General features: G+C 59.9%; 25 protein-coding genes, 1 pseudogene and 1 riboswitch. Of the genes and pseudogenes, 23 read left to right on the plus strand and 3 right to left on the minus strand.

The window, feature by feature from the left end; all coding sequences use genetic code 11:
- Positions 1-321 precede the first annotated feature (321 nt).
- From ACMGF7_RS02215 to ACMGF7_RS02240, 6 genes are all read left to right on the plus strand, one after another.
- Positions 322-1,218, plus strand: a complete 897-nt coding sequence (locus ACMGF7_RS02215) for an amino acid ABC transporter substrate-binding protein (RefSeq protein ID WP_004939976.1) — start codon at positions 322-324, stop codon at positions 1,216-1,218.
- Positions 1,219-1,431: 213 nt separating this feature from the next.
- Positions 1,432-2,172 (plus strand): amino acid ABC transporter permease, encoded by a 741-nt coding sequence (locus tag ACMGF7_RS02220; protein WP_004939979.1) that lies wholly within the window; start codon positions 1,432-1,434, stop codon positions 2,170-2,172.
- Entirely contained in the window at positions 2,172-2,846 is a 675-nt protein-coding gene (gene gltK / locus ACMGF7_RS02225; protein WP_004939982.1) for a glutamate/aspartate ABC transporter permease GltK, read from the plus strand. Before ACMGF7_RS02220 ends, gltK begins: the two co-directional genes overlap by 1 nt.
- The gene (locus ACMGF7_RS02230; protein WP_004939983.1) at positions 2,846-3,571 is read left to right on the plus strand and encodes an amino acid ABC transporter ATP-binding protein; all 726 of its coding nucleotides are present in this window, start codon (positions 2,846-2,848) and stop codon (positions 3,569-3,571) included. The genes gltK and ACMGF7_RS02230 overlap by 1 nt, the downstream gene beginning before the upstream one ends.
- A gap of 113 nt (positions 3,572-3,684) precedes the next feature.
- Positions 3,685-4,617 (plus strand): pyrimidine-specific ribonucleoside hydrolase RihA, encoded by a 933-nt coding sequence (rihA, locus tag ACMGF7_RS02235; RefSeq protein WP_015376943.1) that lies wholly within the window; start codon positions 3,685-3,687, stop codon positions 4,615-4,617.
- A gap of 148 nt (positions 4,618-4,765) precedes the next feature.
- Positions 4,766-5,470 carry an FMN-dependent NADH-azoreductase gene (locus ACMGF7_RS02240; RefSeq protein ID WP_015376942.1) on the plus strand — a complete coding sequence of 235 codons (705 nt, stop codon included), beginning with the start codon at positions 4,766-4,768 and terminating at the stop codon, positions 5,468-5,470.
- A 40-nt stretch (positions 5,471-5,510) separates the two neighbouring features.
- Here ACMGF7_RS02240 and ACMGF7_RS02245 read toward each other — a convergent pair whose 3' ends face one another.
- The gene (locus ACMGF7_RS02245; protein ID WP_049242704.1) at positions 5,511-5,993 is read right to left on the minus strand and encodes a zinc ribbon-containing protein; all 483 of its coding nucleotides are present in this window, start codon (positions 5,991-5,993) and stop codon (positions 5,511-5,513) included.
- A gap of 286 nt (positions 5,994-6,279) precedes the next feature.
- On the opposite strand from ACMGF7_RS02245, the gene leuS reads away from it, so the two are divergent.
- The 13 genes from leuS to lipA all read left to right on the plus strand — a co-directional run bounded on the left by leuS (position 6,280) and on the right by lipA (position 19,778).
- Positions 6,280-8,862 carry a leucine--tRNA ligase gene (leuS, locus tag ACMGF7_RS02250; RefSeq protein ID WP_031299996.1) on the plus strand — a complete coding sequence of 861 codons (2,583 nt, stop codon included), beginning with the start codon at positions 6,280-6,282 and terminating at the stop codon, positions 8,860-8,862.
- A gap of 14 nt (positions 8,863-8,876) precedes the next feature.
- Complete coding sequence (lptE, locus tag ACMGF7_RS02255) at positions 8,877-9,437, plus strand: LPS assembly lipoprotein LptE (protein ID WP_049242706.1); 561 nt, start codon at positions 8,877-8,879, stop codon at positions 9,435-9,437.
- Complete coding sequence (holA, locus tag ACMGF7_RS02260; RefSeq protein ID WP_033633934.1) at positions 9,434-10,468, plus strand: DNA polymerase III subunit delta; 1,035 nt, start codon at positions 9,434-9,436, stop codon at positions 10,466-10,468. The genes lptE and holA overlap by 4 nt, the downstream gene beginning before the upstream one ends.
- Positions 10,458-11,120 carry a nicotinate-nucleotide adenylyltransferase gene (nadD, locus tag ACMGF7_RS02265; protein WP_015376938.1) on the plus strand — a complete coding sequence of 221 codons (663 nt, stop codon included), beginning with the start codon at positions 10,458-10,460 and terminating at the stop codon, positions 11,118-11,120. Before holA ends, nadD begins: the two co-directional genes overlap by 11 nt.
- 194 nt (positions 11,121-11,314) lie before the next feature.
- Entirely contained in the window at positions 11,315-11,632 is a 318-nt protein-coding gene (gene rsfS / locus ACMGF7_RS02270) for a ribosome silencing factor (protein WP_015376937.1), read from the plus strand.
- 3 nt (positions 11,633-11,635) lie between these two features.
- On the plus strand, positions 11,636-12,106 hold the full coding sequence (rlmH, locus tag ACMGF7_RS02275) for a 23S rRNA (pseudouridine(1915)-N(3))-methyltransferase RlmH (RefSeq protein WP_004940002.1): 471 nt from the start codon (positions 11,636-11,638) through the stop codon (positions 12,104-12,106).
- A gap of 38 nt (positions 12,107-12,144) precedes the next feature.
- A complete protein-coding gene (gene mrdA / locus ACMGF7_RS02280; protein WP_015376936.1) occupies positions 12,145-14,040 on the plus strand; it encodes a peptidoglycan DD-transpeptidase MrdA in 1,896 nt (631 codons plus the stop codon).
- Between the two features lie 8 nt (positions 14,041-14,048).
- Positions 14,049-15,161 carry a peptidoglycan glycosyltransferase MrdB gene (gene mrdB, locus ACMGF7_RS02285; protein WP_004940006.1) on the plus strand — a complete coding sequence of 371 codons (1,113 nt, stop codon included), beginning with the start codon at positions 14,049-14,051 and terminating at the stop codon, positions 15,159-15,161.
- 10 nt (positions 15,162-15,171) lie between these two features.
- Entirely contained in the window at positions 15,172-16,254 is a 1,083-nt protein-coding gene (rlpA, locus tag ACMGF7_RS02290) for an endolytic peptidoglycan transglycosylase RlpA (protein ID WP_021504623.1), read from the plus strand.
- Positions 16,255-16,434: 180 nt separating this feature from the next.
- Positions 16,435-17,646 (plus strand): D-alanyl-D-alanine carboxypeptidase DacA, encoded by a 1,212-nt coding sequence (gene dacA / locus ACMGF7_RS02295; protein WP_004940010.1) that lies wholly within the window; start codon positions 16,435-16,437, stop codon positions 17,644-17,646.
- Positions 17,647-17,750: 104 nt separating this feature from the next.
- Positions 17,751-18,017, plus strand: coding sequence for a DUF493 family protein YbeD (gene ybeD / locus ACMGF7_RS02300; protein ID WP_004940012.1), 267 nt, complete (start codon positions 17,751-17,753; stop codon positions 18,015-18,017).
- A 134-nt stretch (positions 18,018-18,151) separates the two neighbouring features.
- Positions 18,152-18,820, plus strand: a complete 669-nt coding sequence (gene lipB, locus ACMGF7_RS02305; protein WP_049242710.1) for a lipoyl(octanoyl) transferase LipB — start codon at positions 18,152-18,154, stop codon at positions 18,818-18,820.
- Positions 18,813-19,778 (plus strand): lipoyl synthase, encoded by a 966-nt coding sequence (lipA, locus tag ACMGF7_RS02310; protein ID WP_004940018.1) that lies wholly within the window; start codon positions 18,813-18,815, stop codon positions 19,776-19,778. Before lipB ends, lipA begins: the two co-directional genes overlap by 8 nt.
- 93 nt (positions 19,779-19,871) lie before the next feature.
- Here lipA and tatA read toward each other — a convergent pair whose 3' ends face one another.
- Positions 19,872-20,087, minus strand: a complete 216-nt coding sequence (tatA, locus tag ACMGF7_RS02315; RefSeq protein WP_004940019.1) for a Sec-independent protein translocase subunit TatA — start codon at positions 20,085-20,087, stop codon at positions 19,872-19,874.
- A gap of 152 nt (positions 20,088-20,239) precedes the next feature.
- On the opposite strand from tatA, the pseudogene ACMGF7_RS02320 reads away from it, so the two are divergent.
- Positions 20,240-20,857 (plus strand): annotated as a pseudogene (locus tag ACMGF7_RS02320) (diguanylate cyclase); the annotation flags it as partial.
- A gap of 1 nt (position 20,858) precedes the next feature.
- Here the strand turns inward: ACMGF7_RS02320 and ACMGF7_RS02325 are convergent.
- The gene (locus tag ACMGF7_RS02325; RefSeq protein WP_164095843.1) at positions 20,859-21,287 is read right to left on the minus strand and encodes a GNAT family N-acetyltransferase; all 429 of its coding nucleotides are present in this window, start codon (positions 21,285-21,287) and stop codon (positions 20,859-20,861) included.
- A gap of 83 nt (positions 21,288-21,370) precedes the next feature.
- A riboswitch (Fluoride riboswitch) is annotated at positions 21,371-21,433 on the plus strand.
- 79 nt (positions 21,434-21,512) lie between these two features.
- Here ACMGF7_RS02325 and crcB point away from each other — a divergent pair.
- The 3 genes from crcB to ACMGF7_RS02340 all read left to right on the plus strand — a co-directional run bounded on the left by crcB (position 21,513) and on the right by ACMGF7_RS02340 (position 23,978).
- Positions 21,513-21,896 (plus strand): fluoride efflux transporter CrcB, encoded by a 384-nt coding sequence (crcB, locus tag ACMGF7_RS02330; protein ID WP_004940022.1) that lies wholly within the window; start codon positions 21,513-21,515, stop codon positions 21,894-21,896.
- 288 nt (positions 21,897-22,184) lie between these two features.
- A complete protein-coding gene (locus tag ACMGF7_RS02335; protein WP_004940026.1) occupies positions 22,185-22,781 on the plus strand; it encodes a TetR/AcrR family transcriptional regulator in 597 nt (198 codons plus the stop codon).
- Between the two features lie 6 nt (positions 22,782-22,787).
- Positions 22,788-23,978 (plus strand): multidrug effflux MFS transporter, encoded by a 1,191-nt coding sequence (locus ACMGF7_RS02340; RefSeq protein ID WP_021504628.1) that lies wholly within the window; start codon positions 22,788-22,790, stop codon positions 23,976-23,978.
- Positions 23,979-24,027: the final 49 nt, after the last annotated feature.

The following is a 24,027-nucleotide window of genomic DNA, read 5'->3' on the forward strand; positions in this document are numbered from 1 at the left end:
TAAATCAACGCGGCTGGCACACTCCTTGCTTTTATCTATGGCGACATCGCGCACCGGTTTACTTTTGCTGACGTTTTGTCGCACCTGCGCACATTTTGGGTGCATTAAGCGCACCGCGCGGGTGCGCCGACGTTTTGTTGCATTGATTTGGTGCGCGCGGCGTCTCAAAAAATGAAACATTTTAGTTTCAAGGTGTTCACAATCGGTTATTTTTTAACAGCGTTCAGTTCATAAGACTATCTTTATAACTTGAGCAATAAACAGTCGATTTAACCTGACGCTCTTTAGTCAGAGCCACAACAACAGCAAAGGAGTTGGACCATGCAAATGCGTAAATTGGCGTTATCGTTACTGCTGCTCGGTGCGGCAGGTAGCGTGGCGCATGCGGAAGACCTGACCGGTACGCTGAAGAAAATCAAAGACAATGGCGTGATCGTTGTCGGCCACCGCGAATCGTCAGTGCCGTTCTCCTACTACGACAACCAACAAAAAGTTGTGGGCTACTCTCAGGACTACTCCAACCAAATCGTTGAAGCCGTTAAGAAAAAGCTGAATGCGCCGAATCTGCAGGTGAAAATGCTGCCGATTACCTCGCAGAACCGCATCCCGCTGCTGCAAAACGGCACCTATGATTTCGAGTGCGGATCCACCACCAATAACCTCGAGCGCCAGAAACAGGCCGCCTTCTCCGACACCATTTTCGTGGTCGGCACCCGCTTGCTGGTGAAAAAGGGCTCCGACATCAAAGACTTTAAAGACCTGGCCGGCAAACCGGTGGTGGTCACCTCCGGCACCACCTCCGAAGTGCTGCTGAACAAGCTGAACGACAGCGACAAGATGAACATGCGCATCATCAGCGCCAAAGACCACGGCGATTCCTTCCGCACTCTGGAAAGCGGCCGCGCCGTGGCCTTCATGATGGATGATGCCCTGCTGGCGGGCGAACGCGCCAAGGCCAAGAAACCGGATCAGTGGGAAATCATCGGCACGCCGCAGTCGAAAGAGGCCTACGGCTGCATGCTGCGCAAAGACGATCCTGAGTTTAAAAAGCTGGTCGATGACACCATCGCCCAGGCGCAAACCTCCGGTGAAGCGGCCAAGTGGTTTGAGAAATGGTTCAAGCAGCCTATTCCACCGAAAAACCTCAACATGAACTTCGAACTGTCGGACGACATGAAGCAACTGTTCAAAGAGCCAAACGACAAAGCGTTGAACTAAATAGAACAAAAGCCGGCGCGGCCGCCAGGCCAAACCGGCCCAGTTGATGACTGGGACAGACAGGAATGAGGGGGGCCGTTCCCCTCCCTCATTTTCCCCAAGGCGCATCACCGACACCCGTACACAACAAGCCAGCCAGACTGGCCGCGTGGCGATCGGCGCTCATCAAGTCATCAATCTTCGGCGCCCTGCGCCCGTTTATCGGAGTTTGTTATGTCAATAGATTGGAACTGGGGTATCTTCCTGCAGCAGGCCCCGTTTGGGAACACCACTTACCTCGGCTGGATCTGGTCCGGCTTTCAGGTCACGGTGGCCCTCTCCGTCTGTGCCTGGATTATCGCTTTCTTCGTCGGTTCACTGTTCGGTATCTTGCGTACCGTGCCCAACCGCTTTCTTTCCACCCTCGGCACCTGTTACGTCGAACTGTTCCGCAACGTGCCGCTGATCGTGCAATTCTTTACCTGGTATCTGGTGATCCCCGAGCTGCTGCCGGCCAATATCGGCACCTGGTTCAAAACCGAGCTGGATCCCAACGTGCAGTTCTTCGTCTCTTCCATGCTCTGCCTGGGGCTGTTTACCGCCGCCCGCGTTTGCGAACAGGTGCGCGCCGCCATTCAGTCCCTGCCGCGCGGCCAGAAAGCCGCCGGGCTGGCGATGGGCCTGACGCTGCCGCAAACCTACCGCTACGTGCTGCTGCCGAACGCCTACCGGGTGATCGTGCCGCCGATGACCTCGGAGATGCTCAACCTGGTCAAAAACTCCGCCATCGCCTCCACCATCGGCCTGGTGGACATGGCCGCACAGGCCGGCAAGCTGTTGGATTACTCCGCACACGCCTATGAATCCTTTACCGCCATCACGCTGGCTTATATCGGCATCAACGCCGTTATCATGCTGTTTATGCGTCTGGTCGAAAAGAAAGTGCAGTTGCCTGGCAACCTGGGGAGTAAATAATGTACGAATTTGACTGGGCGTCGATCGTCCCAAGCTTCCCTTATCTGCTGCAAGGCATGGTGATCACGCTGAAGATCACCGTGACCGCCATCGTGGTCGGCATCCTGTGGGGCACCGTGCTGGCGGTGATGCGTCTGTCGCCGTTCAAGCCGATAAGCTGGTTCGCCACCCTGTACGTCAACCTGTTCCGTTCGGTGCCGCTGGTGATGGTGCTGCTGTGGTTCTATCTGGTGGTTCCAAGCTTATTACAACAGGTTCTAGGGCTGTCGCCGAAAACCGATATTCGCCTGATCTCGGCTATGGTAGCCTTTTCCCTGTTTGAAGCGGCCTATTACTCGGAAATCATCCGCGCCGGTATCATCAGCATCTCGCGCGGCCAATCCTCCGCCGCGCTGGCGCTGGGCATGACCCACTGGCAGTCCATGCGGCTGGTGATCCTGCCGCAGGCGTTCCGCGCCATGGTGCCGCTGCTGCTGACCCAGGGCATCGTACTGTTCCAGGATACCTCGCTGGTTTACGTACTGAGCCTGGCCGACTTCTTCCGCACCGCGTCGACCATCGGCGAACGCGACGGCACCCAGGTTGAAATGATCCTGTTCGCCGGTTTTGTCTATTTTGTTATCAGCCTCGCCGCCTCTGCGCTGGTAAGCTATTTGAAGAAAAGGACTGTTTGATGATATCCCTGAAAAATGTTTCCAAGTGGTACGGTCACTTCCAAGTGTTGACCGATTGCACCACCGAAGTGAAAAAAGGCGAAGTGGTCGTCGTCTGCGGTCCTTCAGGTTCCGGCAAATCCACCCTGATCAAAACCGTCAACGGCCTGGAGCCGATCCAGCAGGGAAGCATCCTGGTGAACGGCACCCCGGTCAACGACAAGAAAACCAACCTGGCGCAGCTGCGTGCCAAAGTCGGCATGGTGTTCCAACACTTTGAGCTGTTCCCGCACCTGTCTATCATCGACAACCTGACGCTGGCGCAGGTGAAAGTGCTCAAGCGCGATAAGACCGCCTCACGCGAGAAGGGCCTGAAGCTGCTTGAACGCGTCGGCCTCTCCGCCCATGCCAACAAGTTCCCCGGCCAGCTGTCCGGCGGCCAGCAGCAGCGCGTCGCCATCGCCCGCGCGCTGTGCATGGATCCTATCGCCATGCTGTTCGATGAACCGACCTCGGCGCTCGATCCGGAAATGATCAACGAAGTGCTGGACGTGATGGTCGAACTGGCGAACGAAGGCATGACCATGATGGTGGTAACCCACGAAATGGGCTTCGCCCGCAAGGTGGCGAATCGGGTAATCTTTATGGACGAAGGCAAAATCGTCGAAGACCGCAACAAAGACGATTTCTTCAACAACCCCGAGTCCGATCGCGCCAAGGACTTCCTGGCCAAGATCCTGCACTAAACGCTCTCGGTGCGCCCCGCCAGGGGCGCATCTTTTCTCCCGGCACTAAAAGCGCTTGTTTCTCCCCGGTTTTGATCCGATGCTCGCTGGATAACAAACAGAGGAGAAAGAACATGCCCCGCCCTATTATCATCGATTGCGATCCCGGCCTCGACGACGCCATCGCGCTGGCCATGGCGCTGCGTTCGCCGGAGCTGGACGTCAAAGCCATTACCACCTCCGCCGGCAACCAGACGCCGGAGAAAACCCTGCATAATGCGCTGGGCCTGCTGACCCTGATGCAGCGCGAGGACATCCCGGTCGCCGCCGGCGCCGGCGGCCCGCTGATGCGCGAGCTGGTGATCGCCGACTATGTCCACGGCAAAACCGGCATGGGCAACACCCACCTGCCGACGCCGACCCTCAAACCCGATCCCCGCGGCGCCGTCGAGCTGATCGCCGACCTGCTGCGCGCCAGCCCACAGCCGATAACCCTGGTGGTGACCGGCCCGATGACCAATATCGCCCTGCTACTGGCCCAGCATGCCGAGTTGAAAAGCCGCATCGAGCGCATCGTATTCATGGGCGGCGGCATGAACGCCGGCAATACTACGCCGGTGGCGGAGTTCAACATCTTCGTCGATCCCGAAGCCGCCGAAATGGTGCTGAAATCCGGCGTGCCGCTGACCATGGCCGGGCTGAACGTCACCCATCAGGCGCTGGTGTTGCCGCAGGATATCGAGCGCATTCGTCAGATAGACAATCCGGTCGCGCAGGCGGTCGCGGAGATGCTCGATTTTTATCTGCCGCTGTACCTCAGCCATCCGCGCGGCCTGCCCGGCGCAGCGATGCACGATCCCTGCACCATCGCCTGGCTGCTGGCGCCACAGCTGTTCACCGGCGTAGAACGCTGGGTCGGCGTGGAGACCAAAGGGGAATACACCGTCGGCATGACGGTGGTGGACTATTTCCAGCAAACCGGCAACGCGGCCAACGTGGAAGTGCTGACCGGCATCAACCGCGAGGGCTTTATCGATCTGCTGGCCGAGCGCGTAGCGCGTTATTGATCCTATCGGGGCGCGCTCGCGCCCCTCGTTCAACTTTTTTGATTTAACTCAGCGAATTTTTGCGCTATCACTGTTCATCGCTTGCCTCTACCATGCGTTTACACCGACTGACATCGTTACCGATTAGCCTTCGCCTGGAGATAAGCCAATGAGCCGCGTACTGGTCCTGAAATCAAGCATTCTGGGTGAATATTCCCAGTCTGGAAAATTAGTCGATTTTTTTGTTGAACAATGGCGTGAAACTCACCCTGAAGACACGTTTACCGTGCGTGATTTGGCCAACCCAACGCTGCCGGAGCTGGATGGTGAAGTGATGGCCGGCTTTACCGCCGGCGACAAACCGCTGACGCCGCATCAGCAAAGCACCCTGGCGCTGTCCGATGAGCTGATTGCCGAGCTGAAATCGCACGACACGCTGATCATCAGCGCCCCGATGTACAACTTCAACATCCCGACGCAGCTGAAGATCTACTTCGATCTTATCGCCCGCGCCGGCCAGACGTTCCGCTATACCTCCGCTGGCGCCGAAGGGCTGGTGACGGGCAAGAAAGCGATCGTCATCTCCAGCCGCGGTGGCATCCACGCCGACACGCCGACGGATCTGATCACGCCGTACGTGAAGTTGTTCCTGGGCTTTATCGGCATCACCGACGTTGAATTCGTGCTGGCGGAAGGCTTCGCCTATGGCCCGGAAGCGGCGGAGAAAGCCGCCCAGGACAGCCGCATCGCAGTCGTGCAAAAAATCCCGGCCGGCGTCGCCGTACCGGCCAGCGCACCGGCGCAGGCGGACGTTGCCCCGGCAACCGTCAGCGGCGGTTTCCTGAGCAACCTGCTGAAGAAACTGTTCCGTTAAACGCCGGCCTTAGCGTTCCCCGCCCTGGCGGGGAACGTCATCAAGGTTCAAACGGCCGGCGCTGGAACTGGTCGTGACCGCATTTCGGGCAGAGCGGCAGCACCTCCGGCGTGTAAAACGCCAAATGGTAGTGACACTGCTCGCACACCAGATTGCCCAGCCCCACCACTTCACCGCTGTGGTAAACGCCGTGGTGGCTGACATCCTTGAACACCTCGCGCCACTCCAGCTGGGTTTTGTCGGTGATATCCGCCAGTTCCTGCCACAGGCTCTCTTTGATCACGCGCATAAACACGCTGTCGGTAAACTCGTCCCGGCTCTCCTGATAGCTGCGAGCGAACTCCTCCAGATCGCGCCGCACCGCCTGCGTCACCTGCAGCACTTCGTCGCGCGTCAGATCTTCGGCCTCGTTCAAGCGCCGCTCCGCGCTGGCCACCAGTTCATCGATATCGCGTTCGCCGTTTTTCAGGCGTTCGCTCAGCGATGCCACCAATTCGCGGTAATACTGAGCAACCTTGTTCATAGACTCTCCTCAATAAACGCTGCGCCGGACTTGGCTGTAGGGATCCCCCCTAAGCTACTTGTTCTTATTTTAGCCGTAAATGACTGATGTCACTTGGCAAGACGCGGGATCCGCAGGTTGTGAGCCGCGTCATGACGGCGTTTTTTTTAAATGCGCCGAGTCAGGCGCTTGGAGTTGTTGCCGGGAGGTCTTATCAGCTATGCTATGCGGATCTACGAATACTAAATGTTCATTGCGTTGCCTCTGACCGGGGCAACGGTTTACACCTACAGGACCACCGGCCGCCATGCAAGAGCAATACCGTCCAGAAGACATAGAATCGAACGTACAGCTTCACTGGCAAGAGAAGCAGACTTTCAAAGTTACCGAAGACGACAGCAAGGAAAAGTACTACTGCCTATCCATGCTGCCTTACCCGTCCGGCCGACTGCACATGGGCCACGTTCGTAACTACACTATCGGCGACGTGATCTCGCGCTATCAGCGCATGCTGGGCAAAAACGTACTGCAGCCGATCGGCTGGGATGCGTTCGGCCTGCCGGCGGAAGGCGCAGCGGTGAAAAACAACACCGCGCCGGCCCCGTGGACCTACGACAACATCGAATACATGAAGAACCAGCTGAAACTGCTGGGCTTCGGCTACGACTGGGATCGCGAAATCGCCACCTGCCAGCCGGAATACTATCGCTGGGAACAGTGGTTCTTCACCAAGCTGTATGAAAAAGGCCTGGTCTACAAGAAGACCTCGGCGGTGAACTGGTGTCCGCACGATCTGACCGTGCTGGCCAACGAACAGGTTATCGACGGCTGCTGCTGGCGCTGCGACACCAAGGTCGAGCGTAAAGAGATCCCGCAGTGGTTCATCAAAATCACCGCTTACGCCGATCAGCTGCTGAACGATCTGGACACGCTTGAAAGCTGGCCGGAGCAGGTGAAAACCATGCAGCGCAACTGGATTGGCCGCTCCGAAGGCGTGGAAATCACCTTCGACGTGGCGGACAGCGAAGAGAAGCTGACGGTTTACACCACCCGCCCGGACACCTTCATGGGCGCCACCTACGTGGCGGTCGCCGCGGGCCACCCGCTGGCGCAACAGGGCGCGCGCAACAACCCGGCGCTGACCGAGTTCATCGACGAATGCCGCAACACCAAAGTGGCCGAAGCAGAAATGGCGACGATGGAGAAGAAAGGCATGCCGACCGGCCTGTTCGTGGTCCACCCGCTGAGCGGCGAGAAGCTGCCGGTGTGGGTCGCCAACTTCGTGCTGATGGAATACGGCACCGGCGCCGTGATGGCAGTACCGGCGCACGACCAGCGCGACTGGGAATTCGCCACCAAATATGATTTGCCGATCAAACCGGTGATCCTGAACCTCGACGGCAGCCAGCCTGACGTGAGCGCCGAAGCGATGACCGACAAAGGCGCGCTGTTCAACTCCGGCGAGTTCGACGGTCTGGACAATGAAGCGGGCTTCAACGCCATCGCCGACAAACTGGTCGCCAAGGGCGTAGGCCAGCGTAAGGTTAACTACCGTCTGCGCGACTGGGGTGTCTCCCGCCAGCGTTACTGGGGCGCGCCAATCCCGATGGTGACGCTGGAAGACGGCACCGTAATGCCGACGCCGGAAGACCAGCTGCCGGTGATCCTGCCGGAAGACGTGGTCATGGACGGCATCACCAGCCCGATCAAGGCCGACCCTGAGTGGGCGAAAACCACCGTCGACGGCCAGCCGGCGCTGCGCGAAACCGACACCTTCGACACCTTTATGGAGTCCTCCTGGTACTACGCGCGCTACACCTGCCCGCAGTATGACCAGGGCATGCTGGATCCGGCCGCCGCCAACTACTGGCTGCCGGTCGATCAATATATCGGCGGCATCGAGCACGCCATCATGCACCTGATGTACTTCCGCTTCTTCCACAAGCTGATGCGCGATGCGGGCCTGGTGGATTCCGATGAGCCGGCCAAGCGCCTGCTGTGTCAGGGCATGGTGCTGGCCGACGCCTTCTACTACACCGGCAACAGCGGCGAGCGCGTCTGGGTATCCCCGGTTGACGCCACCGTCGAGCGCGACGACAAGGGCCGCATCATCAAGGCTACGGATCCGCAAGGCCGTGAACTGGTCTATGCTGGCATGAGCAAAATGTCGAAGTCGAAGAACAACGGCATCGACCCGCAGGAGATGGTGGAAAAATACGGCGCGGACACCGTGCGTCTGTTCATGATGTTCGCTTCACCGGCAGAAATGACGCTGGAGTGGCAGGAATCCGGCGTGGAAGGGGCTAACCGCTTCCTGAAACGCGTGTGGAAACTGGCCTATGATCACGTGGAAAAAGGCGCGGTGCAGCCGCTGAACGTGGCGTCGCTGAACGAAGATCAGAAAGCGCTGCGCCGCGATCTGCACAAAACCATCGCCAAGGTGACCGACGATATCGGCCGCCGTCAGACCTTCAACACCGCAATCGCCGCCGTGATGGAGCTGATGAACAAGCTGGCCCGCGCGCCGCAGGAGAGCGAGCAGGATCGCGCGCTGCTGCAAGAAGCGCTGCTGGCCGTGGTGCGCATGCTGTATCCGTTCACCCCTCACGTGTGCTTCACCCTGTGGCAGGCGCTGGGTGGCGAAGGCGACGTGGACACCGCGCCATGGCCGGTTGCCGACGAACAGGCGATGGTCGAGGACTCCAAGCTGGTGGTGGTGCAAGTGAACGGCAAGGTTCGCGCTAAAATCACCGTATCTGCCGATGCGACCGAAGAGCAAGTGCGCGCGCGCGCTGCCGAAGAGCATCTGGTGGCTAAATATCTGGACGGCGTCACGATTCGCAAAGTGATTTACGTTCCGGGCAAACTGCTTAACCTGGTTGTGGGTTAACACAAGGAGGAGTTGTGCGACAACGTATTCTGACGCTGTTGCTGGGGTTGGCGGTGTTGGTCACCGCCGGCTGCGGTTTTCACCTGCGTGGCACCACGCAGGTGCCTAATGAAATGAAAACGCTGATCCTGGACAGTTCGGATCCTTACGGGCCATTGACGCGCGCGGTGCGTGAGCAGCTGCGTTTGAACGCCGTGACCATCGTCAGCGATCCGAAGCGTAAAGACGTGCCTTCCCTGCGCATCGTCGGCGCGACGGAAAGCCAGGATACCGCCTCGATCTTCCAGGACGGTAAAACCGCCGAGTACCAGCTGGTGCTGACCGTGCAGGCGCAGGTGCTGCTCCCGGGCCACGACCTGTATCCGCTGTCGGTGAAAGTGTTCCGTTCGTTCTTCGACAACCCGCTGACCGCGCTGGCCAAGGACTCCGAGCAGGAGATCATTCGCCAGGAAATGCGTGAGCAGGCGGCGCAGCAACTGGTGCGTAAACTGCTGACCGTGCATGCGGCGGAAGAAGAGAACCGGCAGAAAGCCGCTGCCGTCGGCGAACGAGCGGCAAGCCAAACCGCACAATGATCCGCATTTATCCGGAACAACTTGCCGCGCAGCTCCGAGAGGGGCTGCGCGCTTGTTATTTATTGAGCGGCAATGAACCGCTGCTGCTGCAGGAAAGCCAGGATTTACTCCGGCAGGCCGCGCAACAGCAGCAGTTCAGCGAGCACTACAGCATTTCCCTCGACGCCCATACTGACTGGGACGCCATCTTCGGCATCTGCCAGGCGATGAGCCTGTTCGCCAGCCGCCAGACGCTGCTGCTGATCTTCCCGGAAAACGGCCCGACGGCGCCGATCGGCGAACAGCTGACCAAGCTCGCCACGCTGCTGCACGAGGATATTCTGCTGATCCTGCGCGGCCCGCGCCTCACCAAAGCGCAGGAAAACAGCGCCTGGTTCAAGGCGCTCAGCCCGCACGGCGCTCTCGTCAGTTGCCAGACGCCTGAACAGGCGCAGCTGCCGCGCTGGGTCGCCGCGCGCGCCAAGTCGATGAAACTGGAGTTGGACGACGCGGCCAATCAGCTGCTGTGCTACTGCTACGAAGGCAACCTGCTGGCGCTGTCGCAGGCGCTGGAGCGGCTGTCGCTGCTGCACCCGGACGGCAAGCTCACCCTGCCGCGCGTCGAGCAGGCGGTGAACGACGCCGCCCACTTCACGCCGTTCCACTGGCTGGATGCCCTGCTGGCCGGCAAGAGCAAGCGCGCCTGGCATATCTTGCAGCAGTTGCAGCAAGAGGACGTGGAGCCGGTGATCCTGCTGCGTACCCTGCAGCGCGAACTGCTGCTGCTGCTGACGCTGCAGCGCCGCATGGCGTCTGCGCCGCTGCGCTCGCTGTTCGATCAGCACAAGGTCTGGCAGAACCGCCGCCCGCTGGTGACCCAGGCGTTGCAACGCCTGTCCGGCCCCCAGCTTCAGCAGGCGGTACAGCTGCTGACGCAAATCGAGCTGACCCTCAAGCAGGACTATGGCCAGTCGGTCTGGCCGGAACTGGAAACCCTGTCGATGCTGCTGTGCGGCAAACCCCTGGCCACGAGTTTTAGCGATGCCCACTAACCCGGAACACCCCACCGTTTTGCACGCGCTGTTCGGCGGCACCTTTGATCCGATCCACTATGGCCACCTGCGGCCGGTGGAGGCGCTGGCCGCCGAAGTGGGTCTGAATCGCGTCACGCTGCTGCCTAACCATGTGCCGCCGCACCGCCCGCAGCCGGAGGCCAATGCGCAACAGCGCCTGAAGATGGTCGAGTTGGCGATCGCCGGCAACCCGCTGTTTGCGGTCGACGATCGCGAACTGCACCGCACCACGCCCTCCTACACCATCGAGACGTTGGAAACGATTCGTAAAGAGCGTGGCGCCGCCCAGCCGCTGGCGTTTATTATTGGCCAGGACTCGCTGCTGACGCTGCATAAGTGGCACCGCTGGCAGGCGCTGTTGGACGTCTGCCACCTGCTGGTGCTGGCGCGCCCGGGCTATAACGATCGCATGGACACGCCGGAACTGCAGCAGTGGCTGGAACGCCATCGCACCGCCGACCCGGCGCTGCTCAGCCGTCGCCCGCACGGCCATATCTATCTGGCCGATACGCCGGAGCTGGAAATTTCCGCCACCGAGATCCGCCAGCGCCGCCATCAGGGCCTCAACTGCGACGACCTGCTGCCGCGCCCGGTGCAGCGCTATATCGAGTTGCAGGGTTTATATCGCTAGTGAAAGGTGCGTGATATACTGCGCCGCTATTTTTCAGGTATCCGCTGAAAACCCCGGAAACCTTAGCTGGCCGGGCAGTCACCAGTTAGCTGGCTTTCAGCGGCAGCCTGCCGAAACCATTATCCGGTTACGCCGCGGCGCGCGCATTTTGCCCGCCGCAGCCGACTGAACAGAACACACCCGAGGGGGAACCTTTGCAAGGTAAAGCGCTCCAAGATTTCGTCATCGATAAAATCGATGATCTGAAAGGCCAAGACATTGTCGCTCTGGACGTCCAGGGCAAATCCAGCATCACCGATTGCATGATCATCTGCACCGGCACCTCAACGCGCCACGTGATGTCGATCGCCAGCCACGTGGTGCAGGAATCCCGCGCCGCGGGCATGGAGCTGTACGGCATGAAAGGCCAGGAAGCCTCCGACTGGATCGTGGTCGATCTGGGCGAAGTGATCGTGCACGTGATGCAGGAAGAGAGCCGTCGCCTGTACGAGCTGGAAAAACTCTGGAGCTAAGCGGTGAAACTGCAATTGGTGGCGGTCGGCACCAAAATGCCAGACTGGGTGCAAACCGGCTTTATGGATTACCTGCACCGCTTTCCCAAAGACATGCCGTTTGAGTTGACCGAGATCCCGGCCGGCAAACGCGGCAAAAACGCCGACATCAAGCGCATTCTGGACAAGGAAGGCGAACAGATGCTGGCGGCGGTGGGCAAAGGCAACCGCATCGTTACGCTGGATATCCCAGGCACGCCGTGGGAAACGCCGCAGCTGGCGCAGCAGCTTGAGCGCTGGAAGCAGGATGGCCGCAATGTCAGCTTGCTGATCGGCGGCCCGGAAGGGCTGGCGCCCGCCTGCAAAGCCGCTGCCGAGCAGAGCTGGTCGCTTTCTCCGTTGACGCTGCCGCATCCTTTGGTGCGCGTCCTGGTGGCCGAAAGCCTCTACCGCGCCTGGAGTATTACAACAAATCATCCTTACCACCGGGAATAGCCGGTGGTGACCGTGACAGAGTGAAATAAAGCAGCGGGATGAAAATAGAACGTAACCCTTTTCGCGACTATACGGCTGAATCCGCCCTGTTTGTACGCCGCGCCCTGGTGGCGTTCCTGGTCATCCTGGTGCTGTCCGGCATCCTGATCGCCAACCTGTATAATCTGCAAGTGGTCCGCGTCGAGGATTACCGCACCCGTTCCAACGAAAACCGCATCAAGCTGGTGCCCATCGCGCCCAGCCGCGGCATTATCTACGATCGCAACGGCACCCCGCTGGCGCTCAACCGCACCATTTATCAGCTGGAGCTGATGCCGGAGAAGGTCGACGATCTCAAGGCCACGCTGCAGGCGCTGCGCACGGTGGTCGATCTGACTGACGACGACATCGCCAATTTCGAAAAAGAGCGCAAGCGCTCGCGCCGTTTCGTCTCCATTCCGGTGAAAACCGCGCTGACCGAGGTGCAGGTCGCCCGCTTTGCGGTCAATCAGTTCCGCTTCCCCGGCGTGGAAGTGAAAGGCTACCAGCGCCGCTACTATCCTTACGGATCCGCCCTCACCCATGTCACCGGCTATGTGTCGAAGATCAACGATCGCGACGTTGAACGTCTGGATAAAGACGGCAAGCTGGCCAACTACGCCGCCACCCACGATATCGGCAAGCTGGGCATCGAACGCTATTACGAAGACACGCTGCACGGTAAAACCGGTTACGAAGAGGTTGAAGTCAACAACCGCGGCCGGGTGATCCGCCAATTGCACGAGCAGCCGCCTTCCGCCGGCCAGGACGTCTATCTGACGCTCGATCTTGATCTGCAGCGCTATATCGAACAGCTGCTGGTTGGCAGCCGCGCCGCGGTGGTGGTGAGCGATCCGCGCACCGGCGCCATCCTGGCGATGGTGTCCAATCCGAGCTACGATCCGAACCTGTTCGTGGACGGCATTTCCAGCAAGGACTATCAGGGTCTGCTGAACGATCCGAATCGCCCGCTGATCAACCGCGCCACGCAGGGGGTTTATCCGCCCGCGTCGACGGTGAAACCTTATATCGCCGTGTCGGCACTCAGCGCCGGCGTGATCACCAAGAACACCGTAGTGTTCGATCCCGGCTGGTGGCAACTGCCCGGCTCGGAAAAACGCTTTCGCGACTGGAAAAAATGGGGTCACGGCCGCCTGAACGTCACCAAAGCGCTGGAAGAATCCGCGGATACCTACTTCTATCAGGTCGCCTATGATATGGGGATCGATCGGCTGTCGAGCTGGCTGACCAAATTCGGTTACGGCCAGTACACCGGCATCGATCTGGCCGAAGAGCGCTCCGGCCTGATGCCGACGCGTGAATGGAAGCTGAAACGCTATAAAAAACCGTGGTATCAGGGCGACACCATTCCGGTGGGCATCGGCCAGGGTTACTGGACCGCCACGCCGATCCAGATGGCCAAGGCGCTGAACACCCTGATCAACGACGGTACCGTCAAAACGCCGCACCTGCTGCAGAGCACCCGCGTCAACGGCGCGCTGGTGCCGTTCAAACAGGAAGAGAACACGCAGATCGGCGATATTCACTCCGGCTTCTGGGAAATCGCCAAAGACGGCATGTACGGTGTGGCCAACCGTCCGAACGGGACGGCGCGCAAGTACTTTGCGGACGCATCTTACAAAGCCGCGGCGAAATCGGGCACCGCACAGGTCTTCGGTTACGAAACCTACAACGCCCATAAACTGGCGGAGCACCTGCGCGATCACAAGCTGATGACCGCCTTTGCGCCGTTCAATAACCCGACGGTGTCGGTCGCCATCATTCTGGAAAACGGCGGCTCCGGTCCGGCGGTGGGCACCATCACCCGCCAGATCCTCGACCATATTCTGCTGGGCGACAACAATACGCAATTGCCAAGCGAGGCCCCGCTGCCGCCTGGCGTAGAAGGTGACTAAGGTAGAACATGACTGAAAGCCAACAAAAAGGCTCGATCTGGACCAAAATCCACATTGATCCGACGTTCCTGCTGCTGATCCTGGCTCTGCTGGTCTACAGCGCCTTCGTGATGTGGAGCGCCAGCGGCCAGGACATCGGCATGATGGAGCGCAAGATCGGGCAGATCGTCATGGGGCTGATCGTGATGGCCGTCATGGCGCAGATCCCGCCGCGCGTGTACGAAAGCTGGGCGCCCTATCTGTATATTTTCTGCGTGATTTTGCTGATCCTGGTGGACGCCTTCGGGCAGATCAGTAAAGGCGCGCAGCGCTGGCTGGATCTCGGCGTGGTGCGCTTCCAGCCGTCGGAAATCGCCAAGATCGCCGTGCCGCTGATGGTGGCGCGCTTTATGAACCGCGATGTCTGCCCGCCTTCGCTGAAAAACACCGCCATCGCGCTGGTGCTGATCTTCCTGCCGACGCTGCTGGTGGCCGCGCAGCCGGATCTCGGCACGTCGATCCTGATCGCCGCCTCCGGCCTGTTCGTGCTGTTTCTGTCGGGCATGAGCTGGAAACTGATCGCCGTCGCCGCCGTCGCGCTGGCGGCCTTCATCCCGGTGCTGTGGTTCTTCCTGATGCACGGCTATCAGCGCGACCGCGTGATGATGTTGCTCGATCCGGAAAGCGACCCGCTCGGCGCCGGTTATCACATCATTCAATCCAAGATCGCCATCGGCTCCGGCGGCCTGTCCGGCAAGGGCTGGCTGCACGGCACCCAGTCGCAGCTGGAGTTCCTGCCGGAGCGCCATACCGACTTTATCTTCGCCGTGTTGGCCGAAGAGCTGGGGCTGATCGGGGTGTTGGTGCTGCTGGCGCTCTACCTGCTGGTGATCATTCGCGGGCTGATGATCGCCGCCAAGGCGCAAACCACCTTCGGCCGCGTGATGGTCGGCGGCTTGATGCTGATTTTGTTCGTTTATGTCTTTGTTAACATCGGTATGGTCAGTGGCATTTTGCCGGTAGTTGGCGTACCTTTGCCTCTGGTCAGTTACGGGGGTTCGGCGCTGATAGTGTTGATGGCCGGTTTCGGCATCATCATGTCGATCCACACGCATCGGAAAATGCTGTCTAAAAGTTTATAAGAGGTGAGTAATGCGTAAGGAATGGCTTTGGATCGGCGTCGCGGCGGTGTTGCTCTCCGCCTGTACCGCCCCGACCACGGAACAGCAAGCCCCTCCGCAGCCGTACAACGGCCCGGTGGTGGAAATCGGCGGCGTCGAGCCTCAATATGAACCCTATAACCCTAATAACATGCAGGATTATAAGGTTAATGGCGATACTTACCGCATCGTAAAAGATCCGCAGAACTTCTCGCAGACCGGCCTGGCGGCCTGGTATGGCGAAGAAGCCAACGGCAACACCACCGCGCTGGGCGAGCAGTTCGATCCTAATGGCCTGACTGCGGCCCACCCAACGCTGCCGATCCCAAGCTACGTGCGCGTCACCAACCTGGCCAACGGCCGTCAGTTGGTGGTGCGCGTCAACGATCGCGGGCCTTACACCAAGGGCCGTATCATCGATCTGTCGAAAGCCGCCGCCGATCGCCTCAACCTGTCCAACAACACCAAGGTCAAAGTCGATTTCATCAACGTGGCGCCGGACGGCACGCTGAGCGGCCCTGGCACCATCGGCACCATCGTGGCGAAACAGAGCTACGCATTGCCGGCGCGCCCGGATCTTGGCTCCAGCGGCATGGGCACCCCGATCCAACAGGAGGCGCCGATCGCCAGCGGCGCGGCGGTGCGCCCTATTGATAACAGCACCCTGCGCACCGATGACGACGCGCCTGCGAACGCCGGCAACGCCGCCAACGGCCGCAGTGGTTTCCTCGGCGCGCCAAGCGCATTACCGGCCGGCGTGCTGGAAAGTGCCGAGCCTGAAGCCGCCGCAGTAGCCGCACCGGTCGCGGCCGGCGCTGCCGCTGCCGGCATGGCTGCCGCTTCCTCCTCCGGCGGCTACGTGGTGCAGGTCGGTGCGTTGAGCAGCGCCGAGCGCGCCCAGAGCTGGCAGCAAAGCCTGAGCCAACAGTTTGGCGTACCGGGCAAAGTAGCGGCCAACGGCAACGTTTACCGCGTCCAGCTCGGCCCGTTCAGCAGCCGTCAACAGGCGGCCCAGCTGCAACAACGTCTGGCCAGCGAAGCGCAACAACAGTCTTTCGTTACTGCTGCACCCTGAGCGTTAAACCCGGCGGGCATTCACGGCTGTTAAGCGGTTATTTAGCTGAAACATTTTCTTGCAGCTAAAAGGGCACTAACCGCAATTAGTCAGATGAATGGATAATGCCTGCCGGGATCGCATCTGCTATAGTGTGGCTCGTTTTTTAACTTTACTTTCACGGATGTTGTAGTCCCGATCATGAAACAAGTAACTTCTTTTCGCTTAATCAAAAGCATCGCACTCGGCACCGTTATCGCAATGAGCGCAGCCTCCGTTGCACATGCCGATGACGTTAACATCAAAACCATGATCCCAGGTGTCCCGCAGATCGATGCGGAAGCGTACATCCTGATTGATTACAACTCCGGCAAGGTGCTGGCCGAGATGAACGCCGATGCGCGTCGCGATCCGGCCAGCCTGACCAAAATGATGACCAGCTACGTCATCGGCCAGGCGCTGAAAGCGGGTAAAATCGGCCAGGACGATCTGGTGACCGTCGGCCAGGACGCCTGGGCGACCGGCAACCCGGTGTTCAAAGGTTCCTCGCTGATGTTCCTGAAGCCGGGCGATCGCGTGCCGGTCTCCAAACTGACCCGCGGCATCAACCTGCAGTCCGGTAACGACGCCTGCGTGGCGATGGCCGACTACGTCGCCGGCAGCCAGGACGCGTTCGTCAACCTGATGAACACCTACGTCAGCAAGCTGGGTCTGCAGAATACCCACTTCCAGACGGTACACGGCCTGGATGCCCAGGGCCAGTACAGCTCGGCGCGCGACATGGCGCTGATCGGCCAGGCGCTGATCCGCGACGTGCCGGAAGAGTACGCGATTTACAAAGAAAAAGAGTTCACTTTCAACAATATCCGCCAGATGAACCGCAACGGTCTGCTGTGGGATAACAGCCTGAACGTCGACGGCATCAAAACCGGCCACACCGACGCGGCGGGTTACAACCTGGTGGCTTCGGCGACCGAAGGCCAGATGCGTCTGATCTCCGCCGTGATGGGCGGCCGCACCTACAAAGGCCGCGAAGCCGAGAGCAAGAAACTGCTGACCTGGGGCTTCCGCTTCTTCGAAACCGTGGCGCCGCTGAAAGTCGGTAAAGAGTTCGCCTCCGAGCCGGTCTGGTTCGGCGATGCCGATCGCGTTGAGCTGGGCGTGGATAAAGACGTCTACCTGACCATCCCGCGCGGCCGCATGAAAGATCTGAAGGCCAGCTATGTGCTGAACACGCCGGAAATTCACGCGCCGCTGGCGAAAAACCAGGTGGTGGGCAGCATCAACTTCCAGCTGGACGGCAAAACCATCGACCAGCGTCCGCTGGTGGTGATGAACGAAGTGAAAGAAGGTGGTTTCTTCAGCCGCATCGTGGACTACATCAAACTGATGTTCCACCACTGGTTCGGTTAACGGTTGAAACGGGCGAAATTGCCCCCATATACTGAATAACATTAACTCCCGCCCCGGCGGGAGTTATAATTTATAGATTAGCTAGCACTCTGGAGCGCACGCACATGCAAAAAACTAAACTGAACGAACTGCTCGAATTCCCTTGCTCGTTTACCTACAAGGTGATGGGCCTGGCGCAGCCTGAGCTGGTTGACCAGGTAGTTGAAGTGGTGCAGCGCCATGCGCCGGGCGATTACAACCCGCAGGTTAAGCCAAGCAGCAAAGGCAACTACCACTCGGTCTCCATCACCATCAACGCCACTCACATCGAGCAGGTCGAAACCCTGTACGAGGAGTTGGGCAACATTGAAATTGTTCGCATGGTGCTGTAATTCCAGCATAAAACCCTGCTGATCAACCCGGGATGGCGCAGTGTCTTCCCGGGTTGCGCATTTTTGGTCAGCGAAAGGCTGGCCGCCAGCCGGAGCGCCCGGTATAATGGCTTTACCACTTCTGTAACCTGACGATGACTCTTTTGCAACCAGACAAGATCATTTTGCGTCAGCTGGGGTTGCAGCCCTACGCGCCTGTATCCCAAGCCATGCATAACTTCACCGACAGTCGTACCGAGACTACGCCGGACGAGCTGTGGCTGGTGCAGCATCACCCGGTATTCACCCAGGGCCAGGCCGGCAAAGCCGAACACGTGCTGATGCCCGGCGATATCCCGGTTGTCCAGAGCGATCGCGGCGGCCAGGTGACCTACCACGGGCCGGGCCAGCAGGTGATGTACGTGATGGTCGATCTGAAGCGCAATAAGGTCGGCGTACGCCAATTGGTCACGGCGATAGAAGATACGGTTATCAACACCCTCGCCCACTTCCGCCTCGCATCGCGCGCTCGTCCGGATGCGCCCGGCGTGTACGTGGGGGAGCAGAAAATCTGTTCGTTGGGTTTGCGGATCCGCAAAGGCAGCTCATTCCACGGCCTGGCCCTGAATGTGGCGATGGATCTCAGCCCCTTCCAACGCATCAACCCTTGCGGTTACGCCGGCATGCAGATGACGCAGGTCAGCGCGCTGGCGCCCGCCGTTGGCATTGAAGACATACACCCAATCCTGGTACAGGAATTTGTTCATTTACTCGGCTACCAGACGGTCGAGCTTCGTAACTGGAACCTGCACGATTATGAGTAAACCAATTCAGATGGAACGCGGCGTCAAATACCGCGATGCTGACAAAATGGCGCTGATCCCGGTCAAAACGGTGGTCACCGAACGGCAGGAGCTGTTGCGTAAACCCGAGTGGATGAAGATCAAACTGCCTGCCGACTCTACGCGCATTCAGGGCATCAAGGCCGCCATGCGTAAAAACGGCCTGCACTCCGTCTGTGAGGAAGCCTCGTGCCCTAACCTGTCCGAGTGTTTCAACCACGGTACCGCCACCTTTATGATCCTCGGCGCCATCTGTACCCGTCGCTGCCCGTTCTGCGACGTGGCCCACGGCCGCCCGATCGCGCCGGACGCCAACGAGCCGGAAAAGCTGGCGCAAACCATCGCCGACATGGCGCTGCGTTATGTAGTGATCACCTCGGTTGACCGCGACGATCTGCGCGACGGCGGCGCCCAGCACTTTGCCGACTGCATCTCGGCCATCCGCGCCAAGAGCCCGAACATCAAAATTGAAACGCTGGTGCCGGACTTCCGCGGCCGTATGGATCGCGCGCTGGAGATCCTCACCGCCACGCCGCCGGACGTGTTCAACCACAACCTGGAAAACGTGCCGCGCGTCTACCGCCAGGTGCGCCCGGGCGCCAACTACGAGTGGTCGTTGAAGCTGCTGGAGCGCTTTAAAGAAGCGCACCCGGATATCCCGACCAAATCCGGCCTGATGGTTGGCCTGGGAGAAACCAACGCGGAAATCATTGAAGTGATGCGCGATCTGCGTCGCCACGGCGTGACCATGCTGACGCTGGGCCAGTACCTGCAGCCGAGCCGTCATCACCTGCCGGTGCAGCGCTACGTCAGCCCGGCCGAGTTTGACGAGATGAAAGAAGAAGCGATGGCGATGGGCTTCACCCATGCCGCCTGTGGCCCGTTCGTGCGTTCGTCTTACCATGCCGATCTGCAGGCCAAAGGGATGGAAGTGAAATAACGCGTAATAGTTTGTTACGCTAAAGACGGCGAAAACGCCAAAAAACGGATGTCCGCAAGGCATCCGTTTTTTATTGTGCGCCATCAGACGGGATTAAACGTCTTTCTTCTCGACGCTCTGCTGCGCGGACTGGCTTTCGGCGGCATTGTTGCCGGCGGCCGGCGGCGTACTGTCGTCGCCTACGGCTTTTTTAAAGCCTTTCAGCGCCGCGCCAAGATCGGCGCCGAGCGTGCGCAGTTTGCTGGTGCCGAACAGTAAAATCACCAACACCGCAATCACCAGAAGTTTGGTAATGCTGATACCTTCCATACTCACCTTCTTATCATAGAGCGCTGCGTGAACAGCGAGAAAAACTGACCTTGCCTGCGAATATTTAGCGACTTTCCTTCAGCTCGCACAACCGCAACATGTAACAGAGTGAGATCCGTCGCAGGAATGCCACGCGCCCCTGAGGCGTGAATCCCAGACTATTCTTACTGTGCCTGCCGATGATCTACCTTTATCCGACGCTGCTCGGGCTGGTGACCTACCGCACCGCCAAACGGTTGGCGGAAAAGAAACAGGAGTTGCAGCGCATCAGCACCCGCGATGGGCTGACCGGCTTATATAACCGCCGCCACTGGGAGCACCTGCTGCATCGCCAGTTCGACAGCTGCCGCCGCTACCAGGACAACGCCACGCTGATCCTGATGGATATCGATCGCTTCAAAACCATCAACGATACTTTCGGCCATGCGCTGGGGGATGAGGCCCTGGCGGCGCTGGCGGAAGAGCTGCTGATTGGCTTGCGCAACGTGGATATCGTTGGGCGCTACGGCGGCGACGAGTTTGGCGCAGTGCTGCCGAACACCAGTGCTGAGCAGGCGGAAATCGTTCTGCGCCGCATCCAGCAGCGGCTGGACGCGGTCAGCTTCAAGGAGGCGCCGCAGCTGCGGCTGCAGATCAGCGCCGGCATCGCTAACTACCACCCCGCGCTGGGCGGTTATCTGGACTGGCTGAAAGCGGCCGACGGCGCGCTCTATCGGGCGAAGCAGAATGGCCGCAACCGGCTGGAAACGGCGGCGCCGCCAGGGGAGTAACTTACTGACTTAATAACTTGGCAAAATACTTCGGCGCTTCGACAAAGCCTTCACGCCGGTAAAACGCATGCGCCCGCTCGCGGCGGCTGTGGCAATGGACTTCCAGCCGATCGCAGCCGCGACGGTGCGCCAGCGCCTCGCCTGCCGCCAGCAACCGCCGCCCTACGCCCGCGCCGCGCGCCCGATCGTCGACGCAAAAATAGCTGATGCGGCCAATGTCGCCGGCCAACGCCAACTGCGGCAGAAAATGCAACGACAACACGCCCAGCACCTGCGCCCCATCCACCGCCACCAGCAGCGCCTCGTCCGGGTGCGCCAACAGTTGCTGCATGCGCTGCGTCAGAAACGCCTCGGTGCCGGGATAACCCAACGCCGTCATCAATTCGGCGATAGCGTGCCGGTCGCCCAGACGTGCCGCTCTGATTTCCATCGGTTTTACCTCGCAGGGGGTCGATACTACAAAATAGACGGCGTTAGGTGTAACATCCATCGGGTACGGTGAAAAAGGCCGTGCGGCACGCTGGAGATGACATTCCTCCCTAACCGCCTTCACAGGCTGATGATGTCTACGTAACCTCTCGGAGAGAGGCGCGTAGCGTTACGCCTGTCCCTTTCCGAGCCTCGTGAATTTCTCTGATTGAAAGGGAGTTGCCCCATGTTGAGCTCTTTACTGGCCGTATTTATCGGCGGCGGCGTCGGCAGCGTTTTGCGCTGGGCGGTAAGTATGAAAATGAATCCGCTGAACGCCCACATTCCGCTCGGTACGCTGATGGTCAATCTGATCGGCGGTTTTATCATCGGCCTGGCGATGGCGATTTTCACCCGCATGACGCATCTGGATCCCACCTGGAAATTACTGATCACCACCGGATTCTGCGGCGGCCTGACCACCTTCTCCACCTTTTCGCTGGAGGTGGTGTATCTGATGCAGGATGGCCGCTTCGGCTGGGCGCTGGCCAACATGCTGCTCAACCTGGCCGGCTCGCTGGCGATGACGCTGCTGGCCTTTATGCTGGTGATGTGGGTCAACGGGCGATAAGGCCTTAATGTTTCCTTAATCTTGCATGCGCATAATCTCATCCAGTACCCCTGACTGGATGAGAAATCGCTATGTTTAGCCTGCCGAAAACCGCCGCCGAAGCGATCGCCGTTGCGCTGTGCGTGCTGATCGTCGCCGCCTTTATCAAATCCTACCTGTTCGCTTAAACGCCTTTTATCGCAGCGCGCGTTCATCTTGCGTCTTTCCGGTCGGTTACACTACAATTGAGAATGAACGTTCACACCCAAAAATGTGAACCCGGCTCACGCGTAGCAAAGGATCGGGCAGATGCTCCCCCCCAACGACAGTAAACAGGCCAAGGTGCAGGCGCGCCGCGATCAGATCGTCGAAGCGGCGAAAACCAGCTTTCGCCGCCACGGCTTCCACGCCGCCAGCATGGCGGAGATCGCCCAAGGCTCGCAGCTTAGCGTCGGGCAAATCTATCGCTATTTCGCCAATAAAGACGCGATCATCGAAGAGATCGTCAACCGCATCATCACCAACAAGATGCAGCGCCTGGAAAACCTTGGCGATCACATCAACCTGATCGCCGGCACGTTGGCGGCGCGCACGCTGTTTCAGCAGCCGGGCGAGAGCGAAACCGATCACATGCTGATGCTGGAAGTGACCGCCGAGGCCACGCGCAACCCGGTGGTGGCCAAAATGCTCAGCGATGCGGAAGCGCGGCTGTTTCGCCACGTCTGCCACAATCTGCAGCGGCTGTACCCCCATTTCAGCGCGGAAGAGATCGCCGCCCGGGTGGAGTTTATCGCCGTCATGAGCGAAGGCACCGGTTACCGTATCCTTACCACGCAAAAAGCCGATGCGTCCCTGCTGCGCGATCTGTATCAGCAGGCCATTTCTCACCTGTTCAGGAAACTCTAATCTCCCATGACCAAACACTTAGCCAGACAACGTCTGGTGTACGCCGTCGTGCTTGGCCTGCTGGCCGCGCTGGGGCCGCTGTGCACCGATCTCTATCTGCCCGCCCTGCCGGAAATGGCGGGCGAGCTGAATACCTCCACCGCCGCCGCGCAGCTCAGCCTGACCGCCGGGCTGCTCGGTCTGGGCGTCGGCCAGCTGATTTTCGGCCCTTACAGCGACAAGCTGGGCCGCATGCGCCCGCTGCTGCTGTCGCTGATCCTGCTGCTGGGCGCTTCGCTGTGGTGCGCGCTGGCGCCCACCATCGACCAGTTGCTGATCGCTCGCCTGCTGCAGGGCATCGCCGGCGCCGGCGGCGCGGTGATTTCCCGCGCCATTGCCCGCGATCTGTACGCCGGCCATGAGCTGACCCGTTTCTTCGCCTTGCTGATGCTGGTCAACGGCCTGGCGCCGATCGTCGCGCCGGTGCTGGGCGGCGTGATGCTGCAGGTGATGAACTGGCGCGGCATCTTCGGCGTGCTGGCGGCCATCGCCGTGCTGCTGTTCAGCCTGTCGGCGCTGAAGCTGCGCGAATCCCTGCCGGTAGAGCGCCGCAGCCAGGGCGGTATCCTGGCGATGCTGATGTCGCTCGGCGGGTTGCTGACCCAGCGCTATTTTATGGGGCTGTGCCTGACGCAGGGCTTCGTAATGGCCGGCATGTTCGCCTATATCGGCGCTTCGCCTTTCGTCTTGCAGCAGATCTACGGCCTCAGCCCGCAGATGTTCAGCCTGTGCTTCGCCATTAACGGCGTCGGGCTGATCATTGCGGCGCAGCTGGCCAGCCGTCTCAGTTCACGTTGGGGGGAACGCCGGGTGTTGAGGGGCGGGTTAACGCTGGCGGCCGTCGCGTCGCTGCTGCTGCTGTTGGCCGCCGCGCTACATGCGCCGTTGGTCGTGTTGCTGGTGCCGCTGTTCTTCTCGGTGGCGGTGATCGGCATCGTCGGCCCGACCGCCTCGTCGCTGGCGATGCAAAGCCAGGGGGACAAAGCCGGCAGCGCGTCGGCCTTGATCGGCGTGTGCATGTTCGCGCTCGGCGCCTGCGCCGTGCCGCTCACCGGGCTGGGCGGCACCTCAGGCCTGTCGATGGCGCTGACCATCGTCGGCTGCTACGCCGTCGCCATCCTGCTGTTCAGCCTGTTGGCCCGCCGCAGCGAAGCATAGCGCGCCCAATAAAAAACCCGCTCAATGAGCGGGTTTTAAGAAATTCAGC

Source organism: Serratia sp. BNK-17, from assembly GCF_048684935.1.
GTDB classification, from domain to species: Bacteria; Pseudomonadota; Gammaproteobacteria; order Enterobacterales; family Enterobacteriaceae; genus Serratia; species Serratia nematodiphila.

What these genes read in the sequence shown, in the direction of transcription:
- ACMGF7_RS02240 (WP_015376942.1), top strand. Translation starts at nt 4,766, where the DNA reads ATGAGCCGCGTACTGGTCCTGAAATCAAGCATTCTGGGTGAATATTCC.
- gltK (WP_004939982.1), top strand. Translation starts at nt 2,172, where the DNA reads ATGTACGAATTTGACTGGGCGTCGATCGTCCCAAGCTTCCCTTATCTG.
- ACMGF7_RS02245 (WP_049242704.1), bottom strand. Translation starts at nt 5,993, where the DNA reads ATGAACAAGGTTGCTCAGTATTACCGCGAATTGGTGGCATCGCTGAGC.
- dacA (WP_004940010.1), top strand. Translation starts at nt 16,435, where the DNA reads ATGAAACAAGTAACTTCTTTTCGCTTAATCAAAAGCATCGCACTCGGC.
- lipB (WP_049242710.1), top strand. Translation starts at nt 18,152, where the DNA reads ATGACTCTTTTGCAACCAGACAAGATCATTTTGCGTCAGCTGGGGTTG.
- lipA (WP_004940018.1), top strand. Translation starts at nt 18,813, where the DNA reads ATGAGTAAACCAATTCAGATGGAACGCGGCGTCAAATACCGCGATGCT.
- rlpA (WP_021504623.1), top strand. Translation starts at nt 15,172, where the DNA reads ATGCGTAAGGAATGGCTTTGGATCGGCGTCGCGGCGGTGTTGCTCTCC.
- ACMGF7_RS02335 (WP_004940026.1), top strand. Translation starts at nt 22,185, where the DNA reads ATGCTCCCCCCCAACGACAGTAAACAGGCCAAGGTGCAGGCGCGCCGC.
- ACMGF7_RS02325 (WP_164095843.1), bottom strand. Translation starts at nt 21,287, where the DNA reads ATGGAAATCAGAGCGGCACGTCTGGGCGACCGGCACGCTATCGCCGAA.
- leuS (WP_031299996.1), top strand. Translation starts at nt 6,280, where the DNA reads ATGCAAGAGCAATACCGTCCAGAAGACATAGAATCGAACGTACAGCTT.
- mrdB (WP_004940006.1), top strand. Translation starts at nt 14,049, where the DNA reads ATGACTGAAAGCCAACAAAAAGGCTCGATCTGGACCAAAATCCACATT.
- mrdA (WP_015376936.1), top strand. Translation starts at nt 12,145, where the DNA reads ATGAAAATAGAACGTAACCCTTTTCGCGACTATACGGCTGAATCCGCC.
- ACMGF7_RS02215 (WP_004939976.1), top strand. Translation starts at nt 322, where the DNA reads ATGCAAATGCGTAAATTGGCGTTATCGTTACTGCTGCTCGGTGCGGCA.
- ACMGF7_RS02220 (WP_004939979.1), top strand. Translation starts at nt 1,432, where the DNA reads ATGTCAATAGATTGGAACTGGGGTATCTTCCTGCAGCAGGCCCCGTTT.
- holA (WP_033633934.1), top strand. Translation starts at nt 9,434, where the DNA reads ATGATCCGCATTTATCCGGAACAACTTGCCGCGCAGCTCCGAGAGGGG.
- rihA (WP_015376943.1), top strand. Translation starts at nt 3,685, where the DNA reads ATGCCCCGCCCTATTATCATCGATTGCGATCCCGGCCTCGACGACGCC.
- nadD (WP_015376938.1), top strand. Translation starts at nt 10,458, where the DNA reads ATGCCCACTAACCCGGAACACCCCACCGTTTTGCACGCGCTGTTCGGC.
- ACMGF7_RS02340 (WP_021504628.1), top strand. Translation starts at nt 22,788, where the DNA reads ATGACCAAACACTTAGCCAGACAACGTCTGGTGTACGCCGTCGTGCTT.
- crcB (WP_004940022.1), top strand. Translation starts at nt 21,513, where the DNA reads ATGTTGAGCTCTTTACTGGCCGTATTTATCGGCGGCGGCGTCGGCAGC.
- tatA (WP_004940019.1), bottom strand. Translation starts at nt 20,087, where the DNA reads ATGGAAGGTATCAGCATTACCAAACTTCTGGTGATTGCGGTGTTGGTG.
- ACMGF7_RS02230 (WP_004939983.1), top strand. Translation starts at nt 2,846, where the DNA reads ATGATATCCCTGAAAAATGTTTCCAAGTGGTACGGTCACTTCCAAGTG.
- ybeD (WP_004940012.1), top strand. Translation starts at nt 17,751, where the DNA reads ATGCAAAAAACTAAACTGAACGAACTGCTCGAATTCCCTTGCTCGTTT.